At 36.1% G+C, this 17,378-nt stretch carries 15 protein-coding genes and 2 pseudogenes; 3 read left to right on the forward strand and 14 right to left on the reverse strand.

Features of this window, described 5'->3' with window-relative positions; genetic code table 11:
• Genes HMPREF9449_RS15385 through HMPREF9449_RS15445 form a run of 13 tightly spaced genes read right to left on the reverse strand, consistent with a single transcriptional unit; the run spans nucleotide 1 to nucleotide 14,153 of the window.
• A complete protein-coding gene (locus tag HMPREF9449_RS15385) occupies nucleotides 1-1,050 on the reverse strand; it encodes a polysaccharide biosynthesis protein (RefSeq protein WP_009138189.1) in 1,050 nt (349 codons plus the stop codon).
• A gap of 4 nt (nucleotides 1,051-1,054) precedes the next feature.
• The gene (locus HMPREF9449_RS15390; protein ID WP_040612167.1) at nucleotides 1,055-2,305 is read right to left on the reverse strand and encodes a glycosyltransferase family 4 protein; all 1,251 of its coding nucleotides are present in this window, start codon (nucleotides 2,303-2,305) and stop codon (nucleotides 1,055-1,057) included.
• Nucleotides 2,306-2,313: 8 nt separating this feature from the next.
• On the reverse strand, nucleotides 2,314-3,348 hold the full coding sequence (locus HMPREF9449_RS15395; protein WP_009138192.1) for an ornithine cyclodeaminase family protein: 1,035 nt from the start codon (nucleotides 3,346-3,348) through the stop codon (nucleotides 2,314-2,316).
• A 12-nt stretch (nucleotides 3,349-3,360) separates the two neighbouring features.
• A complete protein-coding gene (locus HMPREF9449_RS15400) occupies nucleotides 3,361-4,650 on the reverse strand; it encodes an ATP-binding protein (protein ID WP_009138193.1) in 1,290 nt (429 codons plus the stop codon).
• A 3-nt stretch (nucleotides 4,651-4,653) separates the two neighbouring features.
• Nucleotides 4,654-5,835 carry an ATP-grasp domain-containing protein gene (locus tag HMPREF9449_RS15405; protein WP_187118610.1) on the reverse strand — a complete coding sequence of 394 codons (1,182 nt, stop codon included), beginning with the start codon at nucleotides 5,833-5,835 and terminating at the stop codon, nucleotides 4,654-4,656.
• 10 nt (nucleotides 5,836-5,845) lie between these two features.
• A complete protein-coding gene (locus HMPREF9449_RS15410) occupies nucleotides 5,846-6,439 on the reverse strand; it encodes a sugar transferase (RefSeq protein ID WP_009138195.1) in 594 nt (197 codons plus the stop codon).
• 1 nt (nucleotide 6,440) lies between these two features.
• The gene (locus tag HMPREF9449_RS15415; RefSeq protein WP_009138196.1) at nucleotides 6,441-7,646 is read right to left on the reverse strand and encodes a DegT/DnrJ/EryC1/StrS family aminotransferase; all 1,206 of its coding nucleotides are present in this window, start codon (nucleotides 7,644-7,646) and stop codon (nucleotides 6,441-6,443) included.
• Between the two features lie 18 nt (nucleotides 7,647-7,664).
• On the reverse strand, nucleotides 7,665-8,759 hold the full coding sequence (gene wecB, locus HMPREF9449_RS15420; RefSeq protein WP_040612169.1) for a non-hydrolyzing UDP-N-acetylglucosamine 2-epimerase: 1,095 nt from the start codon (nucleotides 8,757-8,759) through the stop codon (nucleotides 7,665-7,667).
• Nucleotides 8,760-8,786: 27 nt separating this feature from the next.
• Entirely contained in the window at nucleotides 8,787-9,989 is a 1,203-nt protein-coding gene (wecC, locus tag HMPREF9449_RS15425; protein ID WP_009138198.1) for a UDP-N-acetyl-D-mannosamine dehydrogenase, read from the reverse strand.
• Nucleotides 9,989-11,230, reverse strand: a complete 1,242-nt coding sequence (locus HMPREF9449_RS15430; RefSeq protein ID WP_009138199.1) for an oligosaccharide flippase family protein — start codon at nucleotides 11,228-11,230, stop codon at nucleotides 9,989-9,991. The genes wecC and HMPREF9449_RS15430 overlap by 1 nt, the downstream gene beginning before the upstream one ends.
• A complete protein-coding gene (locus HMPREF9449_RS15435) occupies nucleotides 11,214-11,789 on the reverse strand; it encodes an acyltransferase (RefSeq protein ID WP_009138200.1) in 576 nt (191 codons plus the stop codon). The genes HMPREF9449_RS15430 and HMPREF9449_RS15435 overlap by 17 nt, the downstream gene beginning before the upstream one ends.
• Entirely contained in the window at nucleotides 11,779-13,182 is a 1,404-nt protein-coding gene (locus HMPREF9449_RS15440; RefSeq protein WP_009138201.1) for a hypothetical protein, read from the reverse strand. Before HMPREF9449_RS15440 ends, HMPREF9449_RS15435 begins: the two co-directional genes overlap by 11 nt.
• A complete protein-coding gene (locus HMPREF9449_RS15445; protein ID WP_147640232.1) occupies nucleotides 13,182-14,153 on the reverse strand; it encodes a glycosyltransferase family protein in 972 nt (323 codons plus the stop codon). Before HMPREF9449_RS15445 ends, HMPREF9449_RS15440 begins: the two co-directional genes overlap by 1 nt.
• A gap of 279 nt (nucleotides 14,154-14,432) precedes the next feature.
• Between HMPREF9449_RS15445 and HMPREF9449_RS17065 the strand changes: the two are divergent.
• A pseudogene (locus tag HMPREF9449_RS17065) lies at nucleotides 14,433-14,555 on the forward strand (IS481 family transposase); the annotation flags it as partial.
• 94 nt (nucleotides 14,556-14,649) lie between these two features.
• Here the strand turns inward: HMPREF9449_RS17065 and HMPREF9449_RS16325 are convergent.
• Nucleotides 14,650-14,793: pseudogene (locus HMPREF9449_RS16325) on the reverse strand (NAD-dependent epimerase/dehydratase family protein); the annotation flags it as partial.
• 721 nt (nucleotides 14,794-15,514) lie between these two features.
• On the opposite strand from HMPREF9449_RS16325, the gene rfbA reads away from it, so the two are divergent.
• Together rfbA and rfbB are read left to right on the forward strand one after the other, a co-directional pair.
• The gene (gene rfbA / locus HMPREF9449_RS15455) at nucleotides 15,515-16,399 is read left to right on the forward strand and encodes a glucose-1-phosphate thymidylyltransferase RfbA (RefSeq protein WP_009138205.1); all 885 of its coding nucleotides are present in this window, start codon (nucleotides 15,515-15,517) and stop codon (nucleotides 16,397-16,399) included.
• Nucleotides 16,396-17,378, forward strand: a 983-nt coding sequence (gene rfbB / locus HMPREF9449_RS15460; protein ID WP_009138206.1) for a dTDP-glucose 4,6-dehydratase, incomplete at its 3' end; no start/stop codon positions are given. The genes rfbA and rfbB, both read left to right, overlap by 4 nt.

Below are 17,378 nucleotides of genomic sequence, written 5' to 3' on the forward strand. Positions count from 1 at the left end.
TTATTTGGTAATGTTACCAGTCCGACTAAGCTCGTTTTGAATGTATTCGAGCGATGCGATTTTAGCCTTGGTTTCTTCAAGCGTGAGGCGTTGGGTATTGTCTGAGTTAAACTCGGTGAGAGACACGCGAGCATGGTCGCCTTCAGAAAAGTATTTATCGTAGTTGAGCGTACGATTATCAGCAGGCACGCGATAGAAATTACCCATATCGTAAGCCTTAGCACATTCTTCGTTTGTAAGCAGTGTTTCGTACATCTTTTCGCCGTGGCGTATGCCAATAACCTTAATATCTTCTTTATTACCGCCGAAGAGTTCGCAAACGGCTTCAGCTTGAATCTGTATTGTACAAGCGGGAGCTTTTTGAACGAGAATGTCGCCGTTTTCGCCATTTGCGAATGCGAAAAGCACGAGGTCAACGGCTTCGTCGAGTGACATGATAAAACGAGTCATCTTAGGCTCGGTCAAAGTAATTGCATTGCCGTTGCGAATTTGTTCAATCCACAGAGGAATAACTGATCCACGCGAACACATCACGTTACCATAACGTGTACAGCAAATGCGAGTTTTGCCCGAGAAGCGACTTTTGGCCACAGCTATCTTTTCTTCGATTGCTTTTGAAATACCCATTGCGTTAATGGGATACGCAGCCTTATCCGTAGAAAGACAAATTACACACTCAACGCCTGCTTCGATTGCAGCTGTCAATACGTTGTCCGTGCCGTTTACGTTTGTGCGAACGGCTTCCATGGGAAAGAATTCACACGACGGAACTTGCTTCAGGGCAGCTGCATGAAAGATATAATCCACTCCGAGCATCGCCGAGCGACAACTTTCGAGCGAGCGGACATCGCCAATATAAAACTTGATTTTATACGCATACTCGGGATAACGCGCCTGATAATCGTGGCGCATATCATCCTGTTTCTTTTCATCGCGCGAGAAAATACGAATTTCCTTGATGTCTGTGTTAAGGAAGCGTTTCAATACTGCATTGCCAAATGATCCGGTTCCTCCGGTAATCATTAGCGTCTTGTCCGCAAATATAGACATATAATTATGATTCATTTTTTAATACATTGTATACTACATCAACACACTTCTTTGTGCCAATATTTTGAGTTAAATTATTTAGAATAAATTGGCGGGATGCCTTGCCCATCTCTTTGCATTTTTCGGGAGCATTGCGTAATTCCTCAATAGCTGTAACGAATTCCTTGAGATCTCCGGCATGGGTGAAGATACCGCAATTATTTTTTTCGATTATATTTTTTAAATCACCTTCATCGAAATTCGCAAGAACTGCACGTCCACTTGACATTATCGACCATGTTTTACTTGGCATTGCCGAACCTCCCAAACCTGCTTTGCATGAAACAATGCAAGCATCTCCCAATCCATATACATAGGATACTCTTTCGTAAGGTTGAATGGGGAATATCTTTAAATTATGAAGATTATCTCGCTTAATACGATCTTTGATCTTTGATTCAAGTCCACCTGAACCAAAGATAATGAATTGCACATCAGGTTTAGCTTGCATTTCTGCAGCAGCATCCATTATGATGTCAATATTCTGAGCATTGCCTAAATTACCGGCATAGATTATTGTAAATTTGCTGCGATTTATACCAAATTCATCATAGAGAGGATTATCGGCTTTAAAGATTGGAACAACAGCCTGCTCATCAACCCAATTATAAATTATCTCAATCTTTTCTTCTGGAACTCCCTTCGCCATTATATTGCGCTTAAAGTCTTCGGAAATGACGATAATCTTGTCAGAGTTTCGGTATGTGAAATTTTCAATTACTCGTCCGATTTTCCATAGCAAACCATCCTTTTTTGCAAATCCTGTCCCAACCAACGAATCTGGAAAAATATCCTGTAGGTTGTAAACCATAGGTTTCTTGGTAAATTTCTTCACTAATGCCGCCATTGCACCTTGAATAGGAGGCGTGCTTGAGATAAACATTATATCGCAACTGCGAGCTTCTTTTGAGAATACCGCCCACATGAATTGTTTTATACACTGTAAAGTATATCTAAACGCACGCATTAATGGATTACGCCCCTCTGCCATTAGCGGAAAGCGACGAACACACATTTTGCCATCGTACATTAACTCTGTACGCTTGTGGCTTTTATATTCATTACGAGTGTTTTCATCTATGCCTCGGGTTGGTAGCGGAGTATATGCAAGCATCTCAAATCCGGCATTTGCAAAAGCCTGATTGCGATTGTCGCTAAGATATGCGCTTGCAACTTTCTCTGGCGAGAAATACGCAGGTAAATATAATATTTTCACCGTATAAATCAGATAAAGTCTTTAAGGTTTATCGGATCAGCTCCTGTTAATATAATGTCATGCCCCAACCCCATAGAACATGCTTGTTTGTAAATTTCATTAGCGAAATTCAAATCTATAAACGAGAGTCCTACGGAGTTGAAATAGATAAATTCCTGGTTATTCTCGCGTCCAGATTTCTTACCACTGATAATTTCAGCGAGATTTGCGTAAATATCGCTGTCTTTTAACAAGCCTTCAACATACATTCGTGAAATGGTCTGCGTACGATGCTTAGATGATTCCCAATCGTCACACACAATTTTATCCGCTTTTTGCGCTACAGCATATTCATCTTCCCAACCACCAACATGAATATATAATGTTCCGGACCTTACATCTTTGGCTTTAAGCAATGGTACTTGACCACTTATTGCAGTAACAATAATATCTGTATTTGTAGCAGCTTTTGAATAATCTCCACGACAAGCAATAAATTCTACATCCGTGACTGCAGCTGAGAGTTCGTTTATGAAGCTATTTTCAGAAATTGTTTTGCGAGAAGCTACGCGGCAAGTCTTTATAGTTGGAAATAGATGCTTTAGCAAAATAAAATGCATTCGTGCTTCTTCTCCTGCGCCGAGAAATCCAATGGTTTGAGGATTTCTCGGCGCAAGATATTTTGCAGCAACTGCTCCGACTGCGGCAGTACGCATTCGTGTGCATAAAGTTCCATCAATTACAGCTTGAGGAAATCCTGTTTCGATTTCAGACAGTAACATAACACCCGACACATTAGGAACACCCTTTAGTGCATTTGCAGGAAATACTGAAACCCATTTCATGCCGGATACTTTGTCTTTAAGAAGTGTTGCGGGCATGCAGTTGATGCGGTTTTGTGTTTGCTGGTCGAAAATTTGTGAAATCTTATCGGGTAGCAGAACCTCATTGTTTGCCCATTTTATAAACGCATCCTCAACAATCTTTAAAACGTAGTCGGTACGATTTTTGAAGATAGCTGCAACCTCATTCTGGTTTATTATTTTAATAGAAACTTCTTTCATAGCTTATAATAGTTATAATCTCAATTTCAAACTACCTGCATTAATTTTCGGAACAAGCATATTATTACCTGCTTCATCGGTAACGATTATTGTTGCGTGTATTTTATCAACAATCTCGCGCCACTGCTCTTGTGTATCGAAAACAAAATGTACAAAACCAAATACTTGTGTAATGGAACCTGTAGAGGCTACGTTAGTTCCTATAACTTTGGTAATGGGTAAAGCGATTATGTTTGACATTTCACAAATTTCATCAAGACCATTGATACTTTGGATTGTGCCAGGATTTAGATGTAGCCCGTACACACAATAATATGATTCTTTTTGTTTTGCAGGATTTATTAAAGATATATGTCCATAAATCTTACTTTCCCCCGTTAATGCATAATATATATCAGCTGCAACTTGATTAATGTTATACAAATAGTCGACGGGATATATTGAAACAGAACCACCATATCTAAATCCTGCTTCGTTGAAATAAAAATTGTCGCCATCACAAAATACTTCAATCCATATCGTTCCTTCTTTAATCCCTATTGAAGAGAACATATTTTGCAATTTGCAATCAAATTTTTGACGAAATGCCATAGTAGAGGGACTTTCAAAAATAAACATCCCGGCAACATAGCTACCTTGTTCCTGATATCTTACAGGATATTTATCCTCTAAGCCTGAGAAATACATTTTGCCATTGCTAAATGTGTAAAATACGACAACACCATCGTTTTTTACGAATTTTTCAACGATTACATTGCCTGAAGCAGATGCTACACTTGCACGTTTGTAACCTTCCTTTAATTCTTCAAGGTTGTTACAAACAGAAAAACCATTGCTACCACATCCATCGGTGGGTTTGGTAATAACGGGGAAGGTAATTTCATTGGCAAGAGATCCAATATCTTCGAGCGATGAAATATCATACTTTGGAGCAACAGGCAATCCATGCTCAATTAGCAGATGTTTGAATTTACTTTTATTTTGAAGTAGTTCCCATTGTTCTTTTGTACAATAGCAGGGCAATCCCAATTCGTTAAGATATGAGCACGCTACTGAAATGACTGGTTCGCTACCGCCCATATAAACGCCATCGATATTTTTTTCTCGGATGAGTTGTTTCATTGCTTCGGCATCAGTTGAATCTACATTATAATGCTCGTGTGCAATTTCAAAAATGCCGGCAGATGCGTCGTTACCAGTAGCAATCAGTATTATATTATGTTCATCAGCGAAATCTTTGATAGCGTCTTTCCAAAGGCTTCCGCCAAGAAGCAATAATCGCTTATTTGCAAGATTAATCATAGTTTATACTGTTTTGATCGTTATATGTTTAATTACTTCTTCACAAACAGCTACGGCTGCTACGGCATTAGTACTTTGTGCAATGATATAACCGGCTCGGTCAATGCTACTATGTACATCTGTAATCGCATCACCCACTTGCTTGGTAAATGTAATTTCCTTTACGCCGTCAATTTCGTAAGCTTGTTCTATGCCTTCAATTGATTGAATTATTCCTTTGGGAACATCAAAAAAGCGTATGGCGCTGCCACAGGATAATGTGGGAGTAAGGTCAGGCTTCAATCCAAATGAGACATCGATTGTGGCTTGTATCATATCAATACCCGTGGATAGTGGAACAAGGTGTGTTGTTATACAATCTCCACCCATGCGTGCCCCAAGCTCTATCATTACGGGTCCTCGTTTGGTGACCATCATCTCAACATGTGCAGGGCCACAATTGATCCCTACAGCTTTTACTGCTTGTATTGCCAACTGCCTGATTTTTGTTTGTGTGTTCTCATCAAGGGAAGTGGGCTGACTATGCCCCATTTCAACGAAATGAGGCGCTCCGGTTGTCAGTTTATCAGTAATAGCAAGGATATTAACTTCTCCATCAAGTACCATAACTTCAACACTAACTTCTTGTCCTTGTAAATATTCTTCGACTATTACGTTGCCACCTCGCGATTGAGATTGGGTGTAGTCGTAGGATTGGAGCATATCATCAGCATTATGCACAAGGCATACACCACGACTACCGGCATTATCGGTTGGCTTAATAATACAAGGATATTCTATACATGAAGCAATTTTTTTAAGTTCATCGATAGACTTAACATGATAGTACCAAGGCGCAGAAACATTATGTTCCTTAAACGCCTCTATCATCCTATATTTATCAGTTGCTTTAATCGCTGTTTCATATGATATTCCTGGTAAACCAAGGAGCGTTATTGCTTTTGCTATGGCTCGCATAGGCATATCAGTTGCCAATGTCATTATGCCATTAGGTTGAAATTCCCGAGCTACAGCGCAAATTGCATCTTCATCAATCGTGCTGGCATTGAAATATTCATCAGTGTACGAAATGCCTACAGCCTGTGGATTATAGTCAGCAACAGCAACATAATGCCCCAACTCTTTTGCACGTCTTATGGCGGGAAGCTGCAAAAAGGAGGCTCCGATAATCAATAATTTACCCATAGCTATTTGTTTATTGTTCGCCATTGATATTTTTGTGGCAAAGGACAGAATAAACTGTGTAAAATATTACTTTAATATCCATCCAAAATGATACATTGTCCACATAATAGCAGTCGTATTTATATTTCTCATCTTGTGTGATGGAGTTGCGAAAAAATGCTTGGCTGTAACCTGTTATTCCGGGACGTACTTCAAGACGCTTTTTGCGCAATTCGTCATATTCAGAATATGGCTTAGCACCGATTGTAGGACGAGGGCCTACAAAGCTCATATCACCGAACAATATGTTTAAAAACTGAGGCAATTCGTCAATGCTGGTCTTACGAATGATCCTACCAACAGGAGTTACTCGGGAATCGTTGTCAGAGTTGTATGTTGAACCGTCCACATTGCGCAAGTCTGGAGCATTTACATACATCGAACGCAATTTAAACATTTTGAATCGTTTGCCCCTATATCCAATCCGCTCTGCGTTATAGAATATCGGACCGCAATCGGTAAAATATATTATCGGACCGATAATAATAATCAAGAGCAAGACAAATGGCAGAACCATGATTGACAAAATTATGTCAATCAAACGTTTAAAGAAATGACGATACATATTATTTAGATATTATATCTACAAAATTTGTGATGATGTATTCCACATCTTCGTTTGTAAGGCGAGTATGAAGAGGAAGAGTCACTTCGTTACGATATAGATTGTAGGCGTTAGGATAGTCGGCGATGTCGAAACCAAGAGCTTTGTAAGCGGTCATCATAGGTAGGGGCTTGTAGTGAACATTACATGCTATATTATGTTCTGCCATTTTTACAATAACTTCGTTACGTTCTTCGACATCTTTTCCAAGCAAGCGAACCAAATAGAGATGACCACTTGAACAATGATTATCGCTATAATGATTGAGGACCTGCACATTGTGATCTTTCAATGCTGCGTCGTAACGTTCTATTATTTCGCGACGGCGGCGAAGCATCTCGGGATAGCGTTTGAGCTGTGCCAAGCCGATACCGGCCATAATATCAGTCATATTACACTTATAATAGGGTGCAATAATGTCGTATTCCCAAGCGCCAATTTGAGTCTTTGCGAAAGCATCTTTGTTCTGACCATGAAGCGACAGTAATTGGAATTGCTTATATAGATATTCATTATCCACATCGGAACGAGTTTTCCAAGTCAATGCACCGCCTTCGGCAGTGGTAAGGTTCTTGACGGCATGGAATGAAAATGACGTGAAATCTGCTATTTCGCCACACATTTTTCCGTGCCACATGGCTCCGAACGCATGTGCAGCATCTGCCATTACAACAACTCGACCATATACCTTTTGAATGTCGTTTGCAGGTTTGAATAAGTACTTTTTACTTTCAACGGCTGCAAAAATCTTATCATAGTCGCAAACTATACCACCTAAATCTACGGCAATGATGAATTTTGTGCGCTCCGTAATTGCTTCAGCGAGTTTATCGTAGTCCATTTCAACGCAGTCAGGTATACTGTCGACCATTACGGGAGTTGCACCAACATGGCAAATTACACTTGCCGAAGCTGTATAAGTATAAGCGGGTACTATAACCTCGTCGCCAGGGCCAACACCCAGAACACGGAGAGCCAATTCCATACATGCCGTAGCTGAGTTCAGACAAGCAGTTTTATCTGTTTGACAACATATTGAAATCAACTTCTCAAATTCTTTAGTACGAGGGCCTGTCGTAATCCAGCCCGATTGCAGAGCTTCACTAACTTCTACAATCTCCATCTCCGACATGTCCGGAGGTGAGAATGGAATATTACGTAGTTTCATATTGTCATTGCGATTTTATTAGTATTGCTCAAGAATATCTGCAATACGCTTGCAAGCAAAACCATCACCGTAGGGATTACTTGCATGAGCCATACTATTGTATGAATCTTGGTTTTCTAATAATTCTTTAAAATTGTTATAAATAACCTCTTCATTTGTTCCGACCAACTTTAAGGTTCCGGCAGTGATTCCTTCTGGGCGTTCTGTAGTGTCTCGCATCACAAGAACCGGCTTACCGAGAGATGGAGCTTCTTCCTGAATTCCACCACTATCTGTAAGAATTATATAACTTCTAGCTAGGAAATTGTGAAAATCCAAAACATTGAGAGGTTCAATTATATGAATACGGTCACAATCACCAAGTTCTTGTGCTGCTGCTTCACGAACTACAGGATTCATATGGATTGGGTAGATAGCCTTAACATCAGGATGTTCATCCAAAATTCGGCGTATAGCACGGAACATTTTATGCATTGGTTGGCCCAAGTTTTCTCTACGATGAGCTGTAATCACTATCAATCGACTATCGTAAGCCCATTCTAATTCTGAATGAAAATAATCTTCTCGAACAGTGGTTTTTAAAGCATCAATAGCCGTATTACCTGTAACAAATATGCTTTCTACTTTTTTCCCTTCACGAAGAAGATTGTTTTTAGACATCTCTGTAGGTGCAAAATTATATTTGGCAACTATTCCTACTGCTTGTCGATTAAATTCTTCAGGATATGGAGAGTAAATATCATATGTTCGAAGCCCGGCTTCGACATGTCCAACCGGGATTTGAAGATAGAAACATGCAAGAGCAGTTACGAAAGTGGTACTTGTATCACCATGAACTAAAACCACGTCTGGGCCAACTTCTTCTATAACTTCCTTTATGCGATTAAGAATATTGGTAGTTATATCAAACAATGTTTGCTTGTCCTTCATAATTGAAAGGTCGTAATCTGGAACAACGTTAAATGCTTCAAGCACTTGATCCAACATTTGACGGTGTTGTCCTGTTACACAAACTATCGTTTTTATATCCTTTCTCGTCTTTAGCTCATTAACTAAGGGACACATTTTAATCGCTTCAGGTCTAGTCCCGAAGACTAACATTACTTTTTTCATATAGTAAAGAGTTGAGTAAGCAGACAATTATTTGCAAATACCACAGAAATCAAGAACAATTTTGTATTCACAACGAGGTAGTGATTTAAATGAATCGTGTGCAGTGAGAAATACTACAATATCCGCTTTATCGTAAGCTTCATTATAATCGGTCAATTTAAATACGTTATGATTCTTTACATTCGGTTCAACAACTAAGATGTTTGCATTATTACAGCTTTGCATAACCTTTGTAACAATATATTTTGCAGGAGACTCACGCAAGTCATCAATATTGGGTTTAAATGCTAAGCCCATCATAGCTACTATGGGTTTACGATGATGCTCAAGTTCGAATTTTAACATTTCATTTTGAACCTTTTCTGCACACCAGAATGATTTATAATTGTTAATTTCTCGAGCTTTTGCAATTATCTGCGATTCAATTGGAAATTCAGCAGTAATAAAGTAAGGATCCACAGCTATGCAATGTCCGCCAACACCGCAACCGGGTTGAAGAATGTTTACGCGAGGATGCTTATTTGCAAGATTGATTAATTCCCATACATTTATACCTGCTTTATCACAGATTAGAGATAATTCATTAGCAAATGCGATTTGTACATCGCGAGACGAATTCTCTGTTAATTTACACATTTCAGCTGTTTTGCTGTTGGTGGAATGTAATGTGCCTTGTACAAATTGGCTATAGAATTTAATAGCTTCTCTCGTTGATTGAGGATTGATACCACCAATCACACGATCGTTATGAACAAGCTCGTAGATTACATTACCAGGCAATACACGTTCAGGACAGTAGGCTATATATATTTTATCTTTTAACTCAGGACGTTCTGAAAAAATCAGGCGTTGCATTTTTTCAGTTGTCCCTATCGGAGAGGTTGATTCAATAACGTATAGATCACCTTCCTTTAAGAGAGGAAGAACAGCACGTGTTGCGGCTTCGACATAAGAGATATCAGGTTCATGATTACCTTTAAAAGGAGTGGGAACAACCATAAAATAGGCTTCACTTACTTCAGGGGTGGTAGAGGCCTTTAAAGCTCCAGATTTTACTACCTCTTGAAGTATTTCTTCCAGCCCGGGTTCAATGATGTGTAACTTGCCTTGATTTGTCATCTCTACAACCTTGGGGTTGATATCAACTCCAGTGACTTTTATACCGTGTTTAGCAGCAATAATAGCTGTAGGAAGGCCAATATAGCCTAAACCCATAAAACATGCTTTCATTAGTTTATTTTTTTAGAGTATTTATAAATTACAAGGAAATAAATTAAATATGCCACTGAGAAGGTAGCTGATATTAATGTCACAAAATCAATAATTTCGAGATGGTATATTTGTGAAATTGTATAACTAAGCACTCCACATACAAGAAATACCATTTGTAAAATGAGTTCTAAACCTTGACGATTTATTATAACAAATGCTGGCGACATTGCTGAAGTAATAAAACGTATCCCAAACATTGGTGCAAGTATTGCAATATATTTACCAGCAACAGCCCACTCTTTACCAAAAACAAATGTACAAATTGGAGTCGCAAGTAATGTCAAGACTAATACCATCGGTATCGCTATTATAAGTAATAGTATAAACGTTTTTTTGAAAGAATATGAGAAATGTTTATGCTCGTTATATTCTGCAGAAGCTTGCTCTAGAAATACTTTTGAAACGTTCCCCCCGATTAATGCTAACGGTAAGCCAAGTAATCGTACTGATATAGAATAAAATCCGACCTGTGTCATACCATATAACATTTCAATAAATATGGTAATTATTGAATATGAAAGACTATTAGCTAACAGGGCCGGTGTTGAAAAATAAAATTGTTTTTTATGCTTGAATGCAACTTCTTTCACTTTATTTGCAGGCACTGATATAACCTCACGCCAATACTTTTGCAAAGGTTTCATCTGTCGCTTAATTCCCAATAGTTGACCTATCGCATACGGTAATAATAGACAATGTATACTTCGACTTAATATCCCCAATAAAATTGCTCCAATATTTTGAGTACCTGTTCTTAATACATATACAGACGATATAACCTTGTATTCTTTACGACGATTATTGTATGCTGTTAAAACATTAATGATTGCATAAGATGCTATTATTACAAATAAGTAAATCGATAGATAACCGGGCATTCCCTTGAATGAGAAAAAGACATAACCACCTATGGATGCTATAATTGTTACTATACCTCCAACAATTAAAGATAACTTAATTAATGGATATACGTTACGCTCCTCGGGTTCTGTTACTATTGACACATCATAACGAGTATTTACAACACTAAGAAAGATTGCTGCAATTGAAATAATATAAGTATATAAACCTAAATCTTCCGGAGTATAAATTCTTGTTAAAACCGGGATCGTTAATGCGCCTATTCCTTGTGCGATGAATGATCCTGATGCTAAAACTGCTATATTGACAAGGAAAGAGTTGTTAAGCCTCTTTTTCATTTTGTAAATTTCGGATCAACTTTGCTGGCACACCCGCAATTACACAGTGACCTTCAGGAAAACTATGAGTTACAACAGAACCAGCACCTACAACTGTGCCAGGACCTAATGTCACTCCAGGAAGAATGACCGAGTTCATTCCTATCCAGCACTTTTCCTTTAAAATAATATCTTTACCTTCAACGTGTCTATTTGGATTATTGACATCATGGTTGGTCGTGATTAGCCCGACATTAGGAGCAATCCAGCAATCTTTTCCAACAATAATTTTACCACCTTGATTTTGCCAATAACAACCCGGAGTTTGGAAGATGTTCAAATTATCTAAATCAAACTCAATATTGTGACTATTAGAAACGATTGTATTGGGATTTACGGGCCAAGGAATATGCCTATTTGTACCCCATAGTCGAGATGATAATCCCATAAAGCACCAATACCAACCCAGTCTTTTTACCTTAAAAAAATAACCACGTAGATATTTCTTGTTGTAAAACAACGAAAAGAAACAATAGAGAATAAATTTAACAATTTTACTATATAATAATTTATGTAACATAGTTATGTTTGGTGAATAATTTTGCAGTCATAAAAATTAGTCCTTTGATAAACAAGAACATCGTACTTGCGCCAATTAATGGAGGAAGCGAACCTAAACATCCGAATGCAAATCGCATATAGATATAAGCAAGTATATAACACATTTCAATAGATTTGCATATACGCATACGAGTTTCTAAAAAAGACATAATACAAATATTCATACTCGTAAATATAGGTGCGAACAAGAAGCCCAAATGAATATAGCCATAACCAGAACTTGACAGAAGATATCCGGTAAGTTGTGTACCTTGGTATAGATACGAGTTATATGCTTGTGAGGTCATTAACATCTCGCTTTTGAAAATAAAATGTACACCAAAAATAGAACGGGCTATATCATATAGAACATTTAAAATGCTTAGATTAGCATATTGTGCATACTTAAGGTTTGTTTTAATAGTGTCTACACCATAAAAGTATGCATCAATCATGCCTGCCGACATGCCATCTTTAAGTGCTGCATTTTGAAGTGCTTCTGCATAGGAATCATATAAAAATGCATTGAAATGCTTGTAGACAGTCATTAACGTTAGAATTGTAAATGCTGTAGAGCCAATAATAGTAACAATCCGTTGTTTACTATCCGGATAAGTTCGAATTAATAACCAACATGATGCAAATGCAATATATACTTGAGCAGTTCGACGTTCTCCTATAATTATACATGTCATCAGTGCTGCTAGTATTATTGCATAAGTAATATACTTTCTGTTATGAAATAAATTATATTTTTTTCGATATTTTTCTATTAAGCAGAAAAATAGAAACAAGTAACCACAACTAACTATTTGTCGTATTAATATTATACGAGTATCTACAATATCTCCTTCTCGTTCAGCTCCAGCTTCAACAGACTTAATCCCAAATTCAAGAAGGTTATAATGTCGCCCGATGAATATAAATACCAGCGCAGCGATAATTATTAAAATCCTATAAATACCTCTATTACCTCGTAATATAGGTTGATTTGACATTAATGATTTCTGTAACGATATCTTACATATTATGAAAATTGTACCACAAATTATAAAACATTCATAAATAGATAAAAGTATTGCCGTTTGAATTAGTTCCGCACTATCAGATTGTGATATATAATATTTACCAGTGATAGTGCCATAATATGGTATGAAAACCATTCTTACCCATAGTAAAATAAGTATTACTGAAATCGTAATTCTATATCTTGGATTATCTCTATATAATCTTTTCAAAATTTGATACGCAAAAAAATAGGCAATTGGTAAAAAAAACAAGCTCGCGTAATCAGTGACATAAAGAGCTATACTACATAAAAATGCAGTAGTAATTGCAGATATATAAGCAACAAGAGAAATAATATTTTTCATTAAATCTCTTTTATGTATTTTTGGTATGCACTCTCAAAGTTTTGATTATCTTGTAAAACTTTATTTATAAATTGAGAGCAAGACATATTAAATTTTTCAAAATTTATGTGAGTATACCACTCATATAAATTCTCTTTCATTTCGCTAGTATAATCCGTAACAGTGAACCCAAGTTGATACTCTTTGCTAATTTGTTCCATGTATGTGTTAGGACAAACTAAAATTGGCATTCTACTATAAACTCCATGATATAATTTTATAGATAATGCATAATCTAAACTCATACTATTGTTACCATATACATTGTTAATAATATCTATTCGCTGAAGAAATTTTGCAGTATCCTTAACTGGAAATGAATCATGAAAAGCAGTATTAGCAATGCCATTCTCTTCCGCATATTGACGTAAAACATCAGCATGCGAGCCATAGAAATGCATCTCAAACCGAGAATCATTTTTGAAGATGTCCAAAAGACGTTTATTGATATCGTAAAATCTTACATAGCCGACAAACCCGATTCGAATAGGTTTACCGAGTTCTCGTAGAGATGATCTTGGGATTATTTGTTTTAAAACAGGCAAGTTCAAACTATGAACCTGTAAGTAGTTATAAGGAGGAAGAAATATTTTATAGCCCAACGATGAAATTGTCGTAAAAGCAGAACTATTTATAACCTTTTGAAAACGTCGAAATATAAAAATATTTTTCTGATAACAATAATCGCGTATATTTAAACAATATTTCCCTTTCCACCTATTAGCCAAATAATTTGCAAACATGAATATTGCGACATCATTCCATACAATTATAAAATCATAGTAATTATTATTTAAAATATTAACTGCAAATTTTTTGAACTTCCAATATTGTAAAGCCTTATACCATCGAGGATTGTTTGGATTAATTATATTTTTAAAGACATATTTATTTTTTGCAGGAAAATCTTCATTTTCTCCATATTTATCCATATAAATAATATCAAAGTCAATATTATCCCTTAGCAACCATTCGGTATACAAGCTTATCATTGACATGTGCTTTATATTAACAGCACTTAAAATGCAGATGTGACTCATTATATTGTTAATTTCAGTTAGAGTTAGAGTCTAAAGGATATTTTTAATATTTTAGTATTTGTATATTTTACCAATTTTGCAAATGTTGATAATTCAATAACCATAAATTACTAAAAATCAATTATATAATATTATTATATTTCTGATATACGAGTTTTTGGATTTAACCCAAGGACGGTACAGATTGAGTTTTACGCCATCGCACTCAGAAAGAAAATCTATATGTCTATTGAGCAATCGCAGGTAGACATTAATGTGTGGATGAACTCGCACAATACGCAAAAAACGCACTCCTAGAAAGTAACACTGCGGAAAAACTCCAATGCAAACGACAATTTTCCAGCTTTTAGATGTCTCCCACGATTCATTGGAAGGAAGAAGGATATTATTCTATTAAAGAAAGGAGATTTGTAATTTTACCTGTTACAAAATTATCCAGACAGCGTACGAAATGTCCTTGTTTTAACAGAGCTTCGCATAAATTGGAACCAATAAAACCGGCTCCGCCAGTAACTAATATTCTGTTTACCATATAAACCAGAAATGATTAAATAGAAATAAAAAGAAGTTATATTTTAAAAAGGCAAGAAAATTCACTTTAATTCAAAGAATGTTAATTATTTAACTTATCCTATTTAAAGTAAAAAAAGGAAACATTTTATTCAGAATTTAACTTAGAAAAATGCTCGTTTTTTATAGTTTAGAATTTTGTTTACATAAATTTTACATCCCGAATACAAATAACATTTGCTTTATGGGAAAAAAATTTAACTTATATAAGTATCGGAATCTAAAAATTGAAGCTGTTATTTATGGCTTCGCCCGGTAAGTCCCACCTTTAGTGAGTCAGAATAGTTTTTATACCTATTTCTGGATGCAAAATTAAATATAAAAAACAAATTTCAAAACCATTTAGAGTATATTATTTCTACAATCGTTAACCTATATAGTATCTAAATATCCTTTTCCATTCTATATTAGCGCAAAATTCAAATTTGAGAAATTAGTAAATTATAGCGTAGACCTCAATATATTTGATTTAGATTCTTCCTTATAAACATTCAAATTCAAACTTTATTTTTCCATAAAAAACGAGCGTTTTTTTAAGTTGAATTGACATAAAAATTATTAAAAATTTTACTTTAAGTGCAAAATTTCATTTACTTATCAATCAACTACAAGCTTATCTATTTAGATGATATAATTTCGTCTTATTCTCATTCCTAAGAATATATTCACTTTAATTAAAATATATGAAAGGTATTGTATTAGCCGGAGGATCTGGTACTCGTCTTTATCCTATTACAAAAGGTGTAAGTAAACAACTGCTTCCTATTTATGATAAACCTATGATTTACTATCCGCTTTCTGTGCTGATGTTAGCTGGAATACGAGAAATTTTAATTATATCCACTCCACAAGATTTGCCTGGTTTTCAGAGACTTCTGAGAGATGGAAGTGATTATGGAATACAGTTAGAATATGCCGAGCAACCGCATCCGGATGGACTTGCACAAGCTTTTATTATCGGTGAAAAATTTATTGGAGAAGACAGCGTTTGTTTAGTATTGGGAGATAATATATTTTATGGACAGGGTTTCAGACCGATGTTAGAACAAGCTCTAAAAAGAGCGGAAAATCAAGGGATTGCTACTGTATTCGGATATTATGTAAATGACCCGGAACGTTATGGTGTGGTAGAATTTGATAAAGACGGGAATGTTTTAAGTCTTGAAGAAAAACCTAAAAAACCTAAATCTAATTATGCTGTCGTGGGTTTATATTTCTATCCCAACAAGGTAGTAAATATCGCAAAATCGATCAAACCTTCTGCCAGAGGAGAATTGGAAATCACGACAGTAAACCAGGAATTTTTAAAAAATCAGGAATTAAAAGTTCAATTATTGGGCAGAGGATTTGCTTGGCTTGACACCGGTACCCACGACTCCCTTGCAGAAGCCTCCATTTTTGTAGAGGTAATTGAAAAACGGCAGGGGTTAAAAATTGCTTGTTTAGAAGGAATTGCTTATAAGAAAGGTTGGATTAATGAAAGTAAGTTACAAGAATTGGCTTTATCTATGGAAAAAAATCAATATGGCCAATATCTGTCCGGTATAATTAAAGAAAAAAAGATATGAAGAAAAATATATTAATTACCGGAGGTGCCGGTTTTATTGGGTCTCATGTCGTTCGTTTGTTTGTTAACAAATATCCGGAATATCAAATCATTAATTTAGACAAACTAACTTATGCCGGTAATCTGGCTAATTTAAAAGATATTGAAAATAAACCCAATTATACTTTTATTAAAGCCGACATTTGTGATTTCGAAAATATTCAAAAAATTTTTTCACAATATCAGATCAACGGCGTTATTCATTTAGCGGCAGAAAGTCATGTAGATCGCAGTATTAAAGATCCTTTTACCTTTGCCCGTACGAATATAATGGGCACTTTATCTCTGTTGCAAGCTGCAAAAGAATATTGGAACGGGAATTGGGAGAACAAACTTTTTTATCATATTTCTACCGACGAAGTATATGGTGCTCTTTCGTTCAATAAATCATTTTTCACAGAAACGACAAAATACGACCCGCATAGTCCTTACAGTGCCTCCAAAGCTTCTTCCGACCATTTTGTCCGGGCATTTCACGACACCTACGAAATGCCAATCATTATTACCAATTGTTCTAATAATTACGGACCTTATCAATTTCCGGAAAAGCTTATTCCGCTCTTTATCAATAACATTTGTCAAAAGAAATCGTTACCGGTCTATGGAACTGGGGAAAATGTACGGGATTGGTTATATGTAGAAGATCATGCACGGGCCATTGACATCGTTTTTCACAAAGGAAAAATTGCCGAAACTTACAATATCGGTGGATTTAACGAATGGAAAAATATTGATCTGGTGAAAGTGGTTATTCGGACAGTGGATAAATTTTTAGGAAATCCCGCCGGCTTCTCTGACAAATTAATCACCTATGTCAAAGACCGCAAAGGACATGATTTGAGGTATGCGATAGATTCCACCAAATTAAAAAAAGAACTAGGCTGGGAACCGAGTTTGCAATTTGAAGAAGGAATAGAGAAGACAGTAAAATGGTATTTAGA

It is taken from the genome of Odoribacter laneus YIT 12061, from assembly GCF_000243215.1.
In the GTDB taxonomy this organism is placed as follows: Bacteria; Bacteroidota; Bacteroidia; order Bacteroidales; family Marinifilaceae; genus Culturomica; species Culturomica lanea.

Bases quoted from the DNA above. Each gene is read 5' to 3' on its own strand.
- HMPREF9449_RS15385 (WP_009138189.1), bottom strand. From the start codon at position 1,050: ATGTCTATATTTGCGGACAAGACGCTAATGATTACCGGAGGAACCGGA.
- HMPREF9449_RS15395 (WP_009138192.1), bottom strand. From the start codon at position 3,348: ATGAAAGAAGTTTCTATTAAAATAATAAACCAGAATGAGGTTGCAGCT.
- HMPREF9449_RS15400 (WP_009138193.1), bottom strand. From the start codon at position 4,650: ATGATTAATCTTGCAAATAAGCGATTATTGCTTCTTGGCGGAAGCCTT.
- HMPREF9449_RS15405 (WP_187118610.1), bottom strand. From the start codon at position 5,835: ATGGGTAAATTATTGATTATCGGAGCCTCCTTTTTGCAGCTTCCCGCC.
- HMPREF9449_RS15410 (WP_009138195.1), bottom strand. From the start codon at position 6,439: ATGTATCGTCATTTCTTTAAACGTTTGATTGACATAATTTTGTCAATC.
- HMPREF9449_RS15415 (WP_009138196.1), bottom strand. From the start codon at position 7,646: ATGAAACTACGTAATATTCCATTCTCACCTCCGGACATGTCGGAGATG.
- wecB (WP_040612169.1), bottom strand. From the start codon at position 8,759: ATGAAAAAAGTAATGTTAGTCTTCGGGACTAGACCTGAAGCGATTAAA.
- wecC (WP_009138198.1), bottom strand. From the start codon at position 9,989: ATGAAAGCATGTTTTATGGGTTTAGGCTATATTGGCCTTCCTACAGCT.
- HMPREF9449_RS15430 (WP_009138199.1), bottom strand. From the start codon at position 11,230: ATGAAAAAGAGGCTTAACAACTCTTTCCTTGTCAATATAGCAGTTTTA.
- HMPREF9449_RS15435 (WP_009138200.1), bottom strand. From the start codon at position 11,789: ATGTTACATAAATTATTATATAGTAAAATTGTTAAATTTATTCTCTAT.
- HMPREF9449_RS15440 (WP_009138201.1), bottom strand. From the start codon at position 13,182: ATGAAAAATATTATTTCTCTTGTTGCTTATATATCTGCAATTACTACT.
- HMPREF9449_RS15445 (WP_147640232.1), bottom strand. From the start codon at position 14,153: ATGGATAAATATGGAGAAAATGAAGATTTTCCTGCAAAAAATAAATAT.
- rfbA (WP_009138205.1), top strand. From the start codon at position 15,515: ATGAAAGGTATTGTATTAGCCGGAGGATCTGGTACTCGTCTTTATCCT.